Here is an 11,497-nt window from a genome sequence, read left to right as displayed (position 1 = left end):
CCTGCCGATACGGCTGGCCTATATGCGCGCCGCTTTCGAGGCGCGCGACTATGCCGACTACACGGCCCGTATCGCCGCCGAACCCCTGGCCGCGCACAGGCCGCAGGCGCTCCTGATCGCCGGCTCGCGCAAGGCCGTGGACCGGATCTGCGGCCGCCTGCCGCTGCTGCGCTGATGGCGACCGCCCAAACGCGGCAGGCGATCCTCGGAAAAGGGACGATCTTTACACATTCGCGGCATCCGAGCCGCGTTTTGCCATAAACCGGACTTACCGGACCTGATCCAAGCATTCATCGCGCCGTTCGAAATCAAATCAAGGAAAATGCTGCATGCGATCCAGTGTCCTGTCGACCCTCTTACTATCCCTCCTTGTTCCCGTCAGTGCGGATGCAGGCTGCATCACGCCGGACGGCGTCGGCTTTGCCTTGCAGGGCGACGAGGCGACGAGCCGGGAACACGGGCTAACCTGGAAAAGATGCGCGATCGGCATGCAATGGGACGCCGGCGCAGGGGCCTGTTCCGGCGCGGCGCGCGACCTTGGGCTGAACGAGGCGATTGAATACGCCGCGCGGCAAGGCGACGGCTGGCGCGTTCCGACCGGGCAGGAACTGGAAACCCTTATCCTCGACACCTGCGAGGGTCCAAAGATCGACTCTGTCGCCTTTCCCGATATCGCCGCCACCGACTTCGGCGACGGCGCGTTGTTCTGGACATCCTCGGAAGCGATGCCCGACATGTTCTACTTCTTCGACTTCACCAACGGCTTTTTCGACATGCACAGCCAGGGTTTTCACCTGTCCGTCCTGCTCGTGAAAGACAGTGCGCGGCGATGACGACATGAGACAAGCCCGGGGCAGCGAAGCGTCCGGGCTTGTCACGAGACGTATCGTCTCTCCGGGCCTTGAGGCCCTTACCCGAAATGCCGCAGGATCCAGTCGAAGGCAGCGGCCTGCCAGAGGGCGGCGGCGCCGACCTGGCAATGTTCGCCGCCTCCGGATTCCTCGCTGAAAATGACGCTCTCGACAGACCGGGCGTTGGTAAGGCTCTTTTCGAAATCATCGACCTGGGAAACGGGGACGAAGTGGTCGATGGCACCGGCCAGGATCAGGACATCGCCCTTGATCCGGTTCGCGACACCTGCAAGCGTGAAGGCATGCGTGGCGTCGATGAAGGCCTCCGGGCTTTCCTTGCCGAACACCCATTGGCCGTTATCCAGTGCCCAGGCCACGCCCGGCAGTTTCGAATGGACCGGATGATGGATCATCGGCCGGAATTTCTCGACGACGGCGCCGAAATCATACATCACATCGAAGGCAATCACGCCGTCGATCCGGTCGTCGAACGCGGCTGCCCGCGGCGCAAGATAGCCACCGAGGCTGATGCCCGTCAGAATGACCCGGTTGAATTCCGGGTGTTTCGCCAGAATGTCGTCGAGGATCGCGCCGGTCGGCTTTTCCCATTCATGGGTGAAATACATCTGCTGTTCGCGCACCGGACCGGCCTGTCCGGGACCTTCATAAAGGAGCGTGCTGTATCCCCGTTCATTGGCCGCCTTGCCCATCATGAAATAGAGTTCTTCGAGCGTGCCGTCGAAACCGCCGACGATCACGATCAAGGGCCGCTTCTCTCCGCCTTCGACCGGGAAAAAGATGCTCTTGAGCGCGCCGCTTTCATAGGGCGTTTCATAGCGCTGATAGGCGACGGAATGATCGGCGAGCCCCTGATCGAAATTTTCGATCTGGGCTTTCCAGGCGATGGCGCGCCGCTCATCGTCGCCGGGGAGAAAGAACTCCGATGTCCGCCAGTAGGTGTGCGCGCGAAAGCGGGCAAGACCGCGGCTCACGCGGTCGCTGCCATCGTTTGCCAGCTTTTCATTGACGCGCGCAATCCGGGCAAACGCGTCATACCACGCATCGGCGTCGCCTGCGGGAACGGTCGATATCGCCTGCAGCACTTCGGCGATATCGGCGGCGCCCGCGCCTGCGTCGCTCAGCACGCGCAAAGCCTGGAAGTGATAGGTCTGGTCTTCGAAAAGATGACGAATGCCCACGGGTCCTGCAGACGCTTTGTTGAAATCTGACATTGTCATGCCTCCTTATCGGTTTGAACGACCTCCGGTATCGCGCAGACCAGACGACATTTTTTGATATTTTCCGCCAATTCTTTGATATTTTCCGCCACTGCGCTTAGTCTGGCACCCCGTCCCGTTGAAGGCAGCCGTCATGCGCACATTCGAGGCCAAGACATCCATCGATCTGTTCGACCTGCTGATCGATCTTGCCCGCCAGCATGACCTTATATCGAAGCTGGAGGCCGCTGGATTTCGAAAGGCTTCGGCTGTGTTGAAGAAGGGACATTCCGCCGGTTCTCACATGGGGGAAGAGGCTGTTCTTGAACTCGGCACGCTTCTGACCGATCGCTGGGGCGGGCCCGAGGTTGGCGCGGTCCTTGCCCTCAAGACGGACCTCACCCGGCTCGGCATCCTTGGGGAGCTGATCCTGCAGAGTGAGACGCCGCAGGCCGTTTTCTACCAGATGGCGCGGTTCAACCGCCTCTTGAACCAGCGCTCTGCCTTCGAACTCACGACCACGCCCTATCGCCTGACGATGACGCACACCCATGCCAGGGTCGGGCCGAGGTTCAGCCGCGCCGCGCAATTCGGAGCGATCTGGGCCCTGGCCAATGTCGCGCTCATTCCCGAACATGTCTTCGGGGCGGCCGTGCGGCCGGCATCGGCGCATTTCGATTTTGCCGCGCCTGCCCATCTTGAGCCAATCCATAAGGTGTTTGGTTCATCCATCCTGTTTGAACAGCCCGCCGCCGCCGTGTCCTTCGATCGCGCACGCCTCAAGGATATCCGTAAAGACACCTCGCTTCCCGTCTGGAAGGCGCTGGAAGACGCCGCCGAAAGAGGGCTGGATGATGTTCCGGCTCTGGACAGTGTCGCAGGCCGTGTGCGTCATCATCTCGGTGAGCATATGGCCGGTTCGATAGCATCGGAGAGCAGTGTGGCCGCTCGTCTGGGCATGTCCGTGCGCACCATGCAGAGACGGCTTTCAGACGAGGGAACATCCTTCAGGCAAGAAGTCGATGCGGTACGCTCCGAAACCGCGCGCCGGCTTCTCGGCGATCGCAGGATTTCCCTTTCGGAAATCGCCTTTCGGCTCGGCTACGGCGAACTTTCGGCCTTCAACCACGCGGCGCTGCGCTGGTTCGGTCAATCCCCGGGCTCCCTGCGGCGCGAAAAGAAAGCTGTTCCGGAGAACGAGAGGTGAGACTTCGCGGCCTTTCAGGGCGAGGGCGCCATTCGGCACCCCCGTCCCGAACGGTTTCAATGACGGGACATGATCCGGAAACTAGCGACTGTGATCGAGATCACGCACCTCGCCGCCCGTAGCCTTCAGACGCGTCATGTAGTCTTCCGCGTTCAGAAGCTGCGACGGGAAATAAAGCCCGGCGGAAACCGGTTCGCCGGTCAGTCCGGTCAGCCGTTCGAGGAGCATGGCGACGCCCATGCCGGTGAGCGGCATCTGGCCTCCGGGGTGAACCACCGCCTGGATGGATTTCAGCGGCGCGCCATCGCGGGATGTGCCGGTGAGTTCGACAATGATCTCGGTGGAGAGAGGCTCGCCGCGCCGCTGCGAGGACGATTCGCCGATACCCAGACGGAACGCGACATTCGGGGCCCGTGTCGCCTCGGCGAGGATGAGGACATCATTGGGCGAAAGCATCTCGCCGGGCATCGCCGTGCCGTCGACCGCCGTCACCTCGGTCTGCACCTCTTCCCCGGCGCGCCAGACCTGAGCGCCATTTTCGATCGACAGGGCGGCAGGCATCATCCTGGTCAGGCGTTCCATATCGGCATAGGTTGCCGGGCCGCCGATGTCGTTCTCGTCGATAATGGCGCTGACGCGCACATCGTCGATCGTGCCGAAGGCTCTTGCCGCTTCCAGGGCCGGGATCGTCGTCGCGCCCACGAGCCATTCGGCGCCGAGCACCACCGGCGCGGCGGATGCATTCAGCATATAGGCCGCGACTTCCGGCGCCACCTCGTGAATGCCGGACGAAATGCTGAGATAGGGGATCCCTCGCGATTGCGCGAAGCGCAGGCTGCCAAGGCTATCCTCCTTGAAGAACAGCGCCAGCGCGGAGACCGGCTGATCCCCCAGTCCGAGATCCGGTTCCGCGAGGTCGACGGCAACGCCGCGGGCATTGCCGATTTCGGCCGCTGCCTCTTCGGCCCGGGCAAGGTTGCGTCCGCCGATCAGCAACGGGACGTCCGGGAAGTGCTTGCGCAGATGCTGCGCGGTCTGGCGGCCGACGAAGCCGGCGCCGCCAACGAGAAGAATGGGATCGGGTAGCATGGGATCTCCTATGTGTCGTGCTAGGGTGTTTCGATGTGCCCCGGCATCTGCGCCGCCGACGTTCGGTCGCGTCGGGCGGGGATGGCCTTTATCGGGATCGTGTGTTACAATCAGTAAGATACCTTTAGTAAGTTACTAAAGGTAATATAAGCGAAATCGTGCTGCTTTCAACCTCAAGGGCGTGACATGTCAAAAAAAATGCCGAAAGCGGAGCGGCGCGCGCAATTGCTGGAGACGGCGCGGGAAATCGTGCGCGAAAGCGGCACGGACGCGCTTTCGCTCGGAAGCCTTGCCGAGCGGGCGGGCGTCAGCAAACCGATCACCTACAACCATTTCGGCACGCGTGCGGGGCTATTGATCGCGCTTTACCGGGAGATCAACGAACAGCAGGTGCGCGCAACGCAGGAGGCGCTGGACAACGCGCCGGCGGAGCTTGCAGAGGTCGCACGGCTGCTGGCTGAGGCCTATATGGACTGCCATGAGGAGGTCGGCCCCGAATTTCACGTGATTGGCGGGGCTCTGAAGGGCGATCCTGAAATGGAGACCTATGAGCGGGACATGCTGGATGAGCATATCGCCCATTATGCAAATGTCCTGAAACCGTTCTCCAACCTGTCCGGACCCGCACTTCAGCGCGGCGCAATCGCCATTCTCGGCGCGGCCGACGCCCTGGCGGACGCGATGGCCCGCAGGCGGATCAGCAAAAAGGATGCCGTGGGCGATCTCGCTGCGTTGATCATGACAACGATCGGCCGGAGCTGATCCCGTTTCGACGGAACACGCAGATCGTCGCCTGGTGCGCATCATACCGAGATCGAACGCGGTTTTCCGGCTCCTCCGGTGATCGTATCCCGCGGCGTTCTTTCGTCGGTGGCGTCGGGTTATCAAGCAGAGGCCGGAACAAGAGCAGTTCAATATCCTCCGCCAAGGCAGAACGAATAGTAAACTCCTCTGTGGCCGCCTTTGGCGCGACGTCGTCGGCCATTTGGTGTTGTGGATGTGTTTCCTTCAGTTGTACCCAATGTAAGGATTGCGTGCAGGAATATAGACCATTGGCTCTTTCGTAGGAGTTTCATGCGGCCAAACGCGGATTCACTGGTTGCGTTCCGCTCCAGAAGTTCCACGAGCCGACAACCTCGTTGGATTGACAGAGCGGATTACATTCCTGCGTAATCTGGATATAGAGGCAGGGCATCAATGTGCCGATGAACCGGCTGCTGGCTGCCTTGGTCCGGATGCGCGAGACGCAGCACGGAACAAAATGGTGCGTCCGAAAAGCGACGCCCCCGGACAGCAAAGTCATTCAAGGAGGAAAACAAGATGACAGTGGCATTCGTTGTGAATAACTCAAACGCCGAGGCCTCTGACAAGGGCACTTTTGACCGCATCGACCCGGTGACTGGCAAAGTCGCGACCACTGCGGCGGCAGCCAAGGCGGCCGATGCCGCGATCGTGGCCAAGGCGGCAGGTGCGGCCTTCCCCGCATGGGCAGCCACCGGCCCGGGTGAACGCCGCGCTCTGCTCAACAAGGCGGCTGACATCATGGATGCCAAGTCCGATGCGTTCATCGCCACCATGATCGCGGAAACTGGCGCGACCGGCCCCTGGGCGGGCTTCAACGTCATGCTTGCGGCCGGCGGGATCCGCGAGGCGGCCGCCATGACCACACAGATCGGTGGTGAGGTCATCCCCTCGAACAAACCCGGCACGCTGGCCATGGGGATCGCCACGCCAAAGGGCGCCTGCCTTGGTATAGCGCCGTGGAACGCGCCCGTGATCCTTGGCGCCCGCGCGCTGGCCATGCCGCTTGCATGCGGCAACACGGTGATCCTGAAAGGCTCTGAAGCCTGCCCCAAGACGCATCGCATGATCGTCGATTGCTTTGTCGAGGCGGGCTTCCCGGAGGGGGTCGTCAACTACATTTCGAACGCGCCCAAGGACGCCGCCGAGGTGGTCAAGGCGCTGATCGAAGCCCCTGAGGTCAAGCACGTGAACTTCACCGGCTCCTCCGCCGTGGGCCGAATTATCGGGCGGCTTGCCGGTGAAAACCTGAAGCCTTCGCTGCTTGAACTGGGCGGCAAGGCCCCGTTGGTGGTCCTCTCCGACGCCGACATCGACGGGGCGGTGAATGCCGCGATCTTTGGCGCCTTCATGAACCAGGGCCAGATCTGCATGTCGACCGAGCGGATCATCGTCGATGAAGATATCGCCGATACCTTTGTGCAGAAGCTGGCCGACCGGGCGTCGAAACTGCCCTACGGCGATCCGCGCGGGCAGGTCGTGCTGGGTTCGCTTGTGAATCCCGAGGTCGGCGAAAAGATGGATGCCCTGATCGCGGATGCAACGTCGAAGGGCGCGACGGTCGTGGCGGGCGGTCAGCGCGATGGTGCGATCCATGCAGCAACCTTGCTGGACGGTGTGACCGCCGACATGCGCATCTACGGCGAGGAAAGCTTTGGCCCGGTCAAGTCGATCATCCGCGTCAAGGGCGACGCCGAGGCGATCCGCGTAGCCAACGACACCGAATACGGCCTATCCGCGGCGGTCTTCAGCCAGGACATCCAGCGCGCACTGTCTGCGGCGAAGCAGATCAAGAGCGGTATCTGCCACATCAATGGCCCGACCGTTAGTGACGAGCCGCAGATGCCCTTCGGCGGGGTGAACGATTCCGGATACGGCCGTTTCGGCGGCAAGGCGGCGATTGCCGAATTCACCGACCTGCGGTGGATCACGATCGAGGACCCGAACCAGCACTACCCTTTCTGATTCGATGTGAGACCAGACCCAGCGCGCTCACCCGGCGCGCTGGGGCTTTAGGCTTGATGCGAGCCCTTTTATGCGGGCAGCACGACCACGCCGCTCGGCGGTCAGTTCTCGACACGGCGCTGATTGCCCCGCCAACTCGCCACAGGCGATCTCCTCTCCCGGCAGCATAACCTCGTTCTGGTCGGCGGAACGGGAACAGGAAAGTCGCATTTGCCGATCGCACTTGCCCGGGCCCTGATCCGCAACGGGGCAAGAGGACGGCTCTTCAATGTTGTCGACCTCTTCAATCAGCGGGAGACAGAAGCGCGCAATGGCAAACAAGGGCGGCTCGCCGACTTCATCGCCAGACGCGAATTCGTTATCATGGATGAACTGGGTATCTCCTGTTTGCCCAGGCTGGTGGCCAGCGTCTCTTCCATCTGGTCAGCAGGCGCTATGAGCGCAGCTCACTCACCGTGACCACCAATGTTGCCGCCGCGAACGGCAGTTCAGAGCCCGAAGCGACAAATGCTTTGGGCAGTCTGCGTGACTGTTGCGGCGGCATTCAATAGAGGAACGGGACAAATTTCGCGGTTTTTGCGGCGTATATTTCGAAGTCTTTGCCGTAGCGCTTTGCCAGATAGGCATCCAGCGCAGGAATGTGAAACCAGACAAAACTTGCGATGATAAAGATCGGAACCGGCCATGCGAAGAGGGATGCCGCGAGGATCGCCCATCCGCAAAACAGCACGCTGTCGCCGAAGTAGTTGATGTGCATGGAATACGCGAACAGACCTTCGGTGTAGCACTTGCCTTTGGACGTGGGTTTCTTTTTCCAGTGCCAGCGCTGGATTTCGGATCCGCTGTTCAGGAACGAGCCGATGATGACCATGGCAATGCCGACCCAGTCCAGCCAGCGAAACGGCGTTGCGGTGTCAGAAAGCGCGCCCGCTCCGAGCAAGAGAAAGCCGATTTCAAACACAGCCATAAAGACGGTCAGCCCAAAAACCTCGGACATCTCAACGCGGCGTTTGAGCAGGACAAACAGCGTCAGAACGTGCCGCAGAAAGTAGAGGAGGGCACACCCTGCGAGCACCTTTGCTCTGAGGGGGTCTGCCCAGTCAAAGCGGCCAAAGGCCAACCATATGCAAACGATCACCAAACCGGCATGAAGAGTGAAAAATGCCAGCTTCGGCCCGAGACTCTGGTCGTGATCGCGGTCGACGCCGCCGGATGTTGCCATGGGAAAGCTCCTCAATAGGGTTTGAAGACCATAAGACCGAGCGTGGCCAAGGACATGAGCAGAGCGGCGACGCCGACGGGGGCTGCTTTTCGAAAAACACGATCGTACTGGACCGGTAGGGACGCTTCGCCTGCGCGTTCCGTTGACATGGCGATCTCATAAAGTCGGCGTTCGAGACGGGCTCCGAAAACATAGGCTGCAATCAGAAGGATGCTCAACGCCACGGAAAGCCAAACCCACAATGCCTTGAAATCATATCCTGCCGCCCAGATCAGCGCGCCTCCCGTCAGCGGCAGAGCCAACAGCGCCGGTCCCATGACGTAGCTGTTGACGGCGATGACAATGCTCAACATCGCACCCGCCTTGGAGGAGGGCGCCTGTCGCGCACGATTGTGGATCAATCCATTGATCACGGTTGCGCCCACCATCAGGATCGCGGCGAGAAGATGGGCCAGCTTTAGGGATAGGAAGAGATCAGGCATGTTTTAGACCACTTGGACTTTTTAAAACCAATAGACAGGCCTCAGGTTTCGTGTCAATGTTTTTTTCGACCACATGGACCATAAAAATGCCGAAGATCGTCAACCACGACGCCCACAAGGATGAAATCGCCCAGCGTGCGGCCGCCTATTTTTCAGAATACGGCTACTCCGGAGTGGGCATGCGCGGCGTCGCGCAATATTTGGGCATGTCAAAAAGCGCCCTCTATCACTACTTTCCCAACAAAGAGGCGCTGTTTCTGGCCTGTACCAAACAGGTGATCCGCCAGTTTCCTGAACCGAGCGGCAATAGCGCACTGGGAGAAGCGGCTCAGCTTCAAGAGCTGATGGATTGCATGAAGCAGGACTTTGGCTCCGAGATGGCGCTTGTTTTTGACTACCTGCGCGGCAAAAAGCCCGACGAGATCGCGGATGATCCGGCGATGCAGGAAACGATGGCGTATTTTCTGGGTACGGTCACGCGTATCGTTGGAGAGGAGCGGGCACCTGAAACGCTGGCGCAGATCATCGGGACTCTGCTGCTGCACTACTTTTCTGGTGGAAACTGGAAAGCAGACTTTCACGGTTTGCGCATTGACTGAACGATTTGGATTGACGACGATGTTCCGCGCCTTTTGCCTTGCCGCCTTCGCCATGCTCTGCACCGGCTTTTTCCCTTCTGAAACGAGGGCCGCGCCATATCATGCCGGTCTCGTGCGGATCGAGGTTGAGGACGATCTCGAAATGGCCCCTGTCGTCATCTGGTATCCGACCGACATTCCTGAAGAAGTCTCCTGGCAGGCCGGGCCGTTTGAAATCACCGCCGGCCGGGACGTGGCGGTAGCGAAGGGGCGCTTTCCCGTCCTGCTCCTCTCGCATGGTCATCTGGGCGGTCCTATGAGCCATCGCGATTTCGCGGCCTCTCTTGCCCGGCAGGGCTATATCGTGGTCGCGCCGACGCATCTGGGCGATGCAGCAGGTCACCCGATTGCCGGCCAGGACCAAATACTGGCGCGCCGCCCGCAACAGGCCATCGCGGCGCTGGATGCGGCTTTGAAGGATGATCGCTTCGCCTCCCATGCCAACCGCGCCCGTATCGGCATGATTGGCTATTCCGCCGGCGGCTACACCGCCCTCATGCTGGCGGGGGCTAAAGCCGATTTTGCGCTTGCGGCTTCCTATTGCCAGGCGCATGGCGACGCTGACCCCGGCTCCTGCGGACAGGAGCAAGACGTCTGGCCCCGGATATCAACGACGCTTGCCGACTGGACGCCACCGATCAATCCCTGCCCCATAAAGGCGGCCGTCCTGCTCGACCCGCTTGCGACGATGTTCGACGCCACAGGTCTCGCCGCCGTCAAAATTCCCGTTCTCCTCGTTCGCCCGGAGGATGAGGCCTACATGAAGGCCGACGCCAACGCGCTGGCGCTTGCCGGCAACCTGCCTGATCCGCTACATGAGCTCGTGGTGCCCGGACGTCATTTCGTTTTCATCGATCCATGTCCTGAAGAAATCGCGGCCGACGCCAGCCTGATCTGCGGCGATGAACCCGGCGTCGATCGGGCGTCCGTCCATCGTGAACTGGAGACCGAGATCACGGACTTCCTGAAGCGGAATTTGTGAAGGGCTGCCAGCAAGACAGGCCGGACAGGCGTTTGTTGACGAAATCCCGTGCACCAAAAACGCGGGCCCGTGCAACGCAACCGTTATCATCATCCTGAATGGCTTAACGACGTCGATTTTTTCGAGGCCGCCATGGGCCTTGAGGACGAAGCGATCTGGCATCAAACGCCGGGCCGAAAACATTTACATAGCAATAAGATATATTTTTCGCTGCTTTCAGCATTTGACTTGCTTCAAGGATAACGGCGTTATGGGCGTGAGGAAAGCGGCCTTGCGCTCCGGGAGAAGGGCGGGTCGTTTGATAGGGAGGAGATCGTCCCGGTCTTGCGGGACTGATGGCGGCTGCCCGCGATCCGCGGACGGGCCCCTCCTTGCGGCGTGCAACATTCAGGGGGAGGTCTTGTCGATGCTGGAACGAATGTTCGATGTGCGCGGTCAGTCCGTGATCGTGACGGGCGGGGCCAGCGGCATCGGCCGCGCTTACGCGGAGATCATGGCCGCGCAGGGCGCGCGGGTCTGCATCTTCGATCTGGATCAGGCGGGCACCGAGAAGACCGTCGGCGAAATCAAAGCCACGGGCGGCGATGTCTGGGGCCTGAAGGTCGATGTCGCCGACCGTCCCGGACTGGCTTCGGCCTTCGATGAAGTGGCCGACAAACACGGCCGCATCGACACGGTCTACGCGAATGCCGGCATCGATCCGGGACCCGGCTTCATGACGCCGACAGGCGAGCGCAATCCCGACGGCGCGATCGAGAACATCCCCGACGCGCAGTGGGACCGCGGCATCGAGATCAACCTCACCTCGGTCTACAACACGGTCAAGAATGCCGTGCGCCATATGAAGCCGAGCGGCGGCGGGCAGATCATCGTGACCTCCTCGATCGCCTCGGACATCAACGAGAGCATCGTCGGAACGTCCTACATGCCGGCAAAGGCCGCCGTGAACCATTTCGTGCGCCACATGGCGATGGAGCTTGGCGCCTATGGCATCCGCGTCAACGCGATCCTGCCGGGCCCGTTCATCACCAATATCGCCGGCG

At 61.0% G+C, this 11,497-nt stretch carries 12 protein-coding genes and 1 pseudogene; 9 read left to right on the top strand and 4 right to left on the bottom strand.

Annotated elements, in window-relative coordinates; all coding sequences use genetic code 11:
* Window positions 1-22 precede the first annotated feature (22 nt).
* On the top strand, window positions 23-175 hold the full coding sequence (locus AC5DC2_RS11670; protein WP_491698595.1) for a DUF2000 family protein: 153 nt from the start codon (window positions 23-25) through the stop codon (window positions 173-175).
* Window positions 176-329: 154 nt separating this feature from the next.
* A complete protein-coding gene (locus AC5DC2_RS11665) occupies window positions 330-833 on the top strand; it encodes an Lcl C-terminal domain-containing protein (protein ID WP_491698593.1) in 504 nt (167 codons plus the stop codon).
* Window positions 834-910: 77 nt separating this feature from the next.
* On the opposite strand, the gene AC5DC2_RS11660 is transcribed toward AC5DC2_RS11665, so the two are convergent.
* The gene (locus AC5DC2_RS11660; protein ID WP_491698592.1) at window positions 911-2,083 is read right to left on the bottom strand and encodes an alpha/beta hydrolase family protein; all 1,173 of its coding nucleotides are present in this window, start codon (window positions 2,081-2,083) and stop codon (window positions 911-913) included.
* A gap of 139 nt (window positions 2,084-2,222) precedes the next feature.
* Here AC5DC2_RS11660 and AC5DC2_RS11655 point away from each other — a divergent pair, with 139 nt between their 5' ends.
* Entirely contained in the window at window positions 2,223-3,275 is a 1,053-nt protein-coding gene (locus AC5DC2_RS11655; RefSeq protein WP_491698591.1) for a helix-turn-helix transcriptional regulator, read from the top strand.
* An 81-nt stretch (window positions 3,276-3,356) separates the two neighbouring features.
* Here AC5DC2_RS11655 and AC5DC2_RS11650 read toward each other — a convergent pair whose 3' ends face one another.
* Window positions 3,357-4,364, bottom strand: a complete 1,008-nt coding sequence (locus AC5DC2_RS11650) for an NAD(P)-dependent oxidoreductase (RefSeq protein ID WP_491698590.1) — start codon at window positions 4,362-4,364, stop codon at window positions 3,357-3,359.
* A gap of 186 nt (window positions 4,365-4,550) precedes the next feature.
* Here AC5DC2_RS11650 and AC5DC2_RS11645 point away from each other — a divergent pair, with 186 nt between their 5' ends.
* The 3 genes and pseudogenes from AC5DC2_RS11645 (at window position 4,551) to AC5DC2_RS11635 (ending at window position 7,681) form a co-directional block, all read left to right on the top strand.
* The gene (locus AC5DC2_RS11645) at window positions 4,551-5,126 is read left to right on the top strand and encodes a TetR/AcrR family transcriptional regulator (RefSeq protein WP_491698589.1); all 576 of its coding nucleotides are present in this window, start codon (window positions 4,551-4,553) and stop codon (window positions 5,124-5,126) included.
* A gap of 558 nt (window positions 5,127-5,684) precedes the next feature.
* A complete protein-coding gene (locus AC5DC2_RS11640; protein WP_491698588.1) occupies window positions 5,685-7,130 on the top strand; it encodes an aldehyde dehydrogenase in 1,446 nt (481 codons plus the stop codon).
* Between the two features lie 123 nt (window positions 7,131-7,253).
* Window positions 7,254-7,681: pseudogene (locus AC5DC2_RS11635) on the top strand (ATP-binding protein).
* On the opposite strand, the gene AC5DC2_RS11630 reads toward AC5DC2_RS11635, so the two are convergent.
* Window positions 7,675-8,352, bottom strand: a complete 678-nt coding sequence (locus tag AC5DC2_RS11630) for a DUF1295 domain-containing protein (RefSeq protein WP_024707895.1) — start codon at window positions 8,350-8,352, stop codon at window positions 7,675-7,677. The pseudogene AC5DC2_RS11635 and the gene AC5DC2_RS11630 overlap by 7 nt on opposite strands.
* 11 nt (window positions 8,353-8,363) lie before the next feature.
* Window positions 8,364-8,834 (bottom strand): DUF2269 family protein, encoded by a 471-nt coding sequence (locus AC5DC2_RS11625; RefSeq protein ID WP_491698587.1) that lies wholly within the window; start codon window positions 8,832-8,834, stop codon window positions 8,364-8,366.
* A gap of 86 nt (window positions 8,835-8,920) precedes the next feature.
* Between AC5DC2_RS11625 and AC5DC2_RS11620 the strand changes: the two genes are divergently transcribed.
* The 3 genes from AC5DC2_RS11620 to AC5DC2_RS11610 all read left to right on the top strand — a co-directional run.
* Complete coding sequence (locus AC5DC2_RS11620) at window positions 8,921-9,433, top strand: TetR/AcrR family transcriptional regulator (protein WP_024707897.1); 513 nt, start codon at window positions 8,921-8,923, stop codon at window positions 9,431-9,433.
* A 19-nt stretch (window positions 9,434-9,452) separates the two neighbouring features.
* Window positions 9,453-10,454 (top strand): alpha/beta hydrolase family protein, encoded by a 1,002-nt coding sequence (locus AC5DC2_RS11615; protein ID WP_491698594.1) that lies wholly within the window; start codon window positions 9,453-9,455, stop codon window positions 10,452-10,454.
* Between the two features lie 406 nt (window positions 10,455-10,860).
* On the top strand, window positions 10,861-11,497 hold a 637-nt coding region (locus tag AC5DC2_RS11610), incomplete at its 3' end, for an SDR family NAD(P)-dependent oxidoreductase (RefSeq protein WP_491698586.1).

Source organism: Martelella sp., from assembly GCF_984369615.1.
The sequence above is the reverse complement of the archived record's forward strand: the minus strand, read 5'-3'. Positions and strand labels throughout refer to the sequence as shown.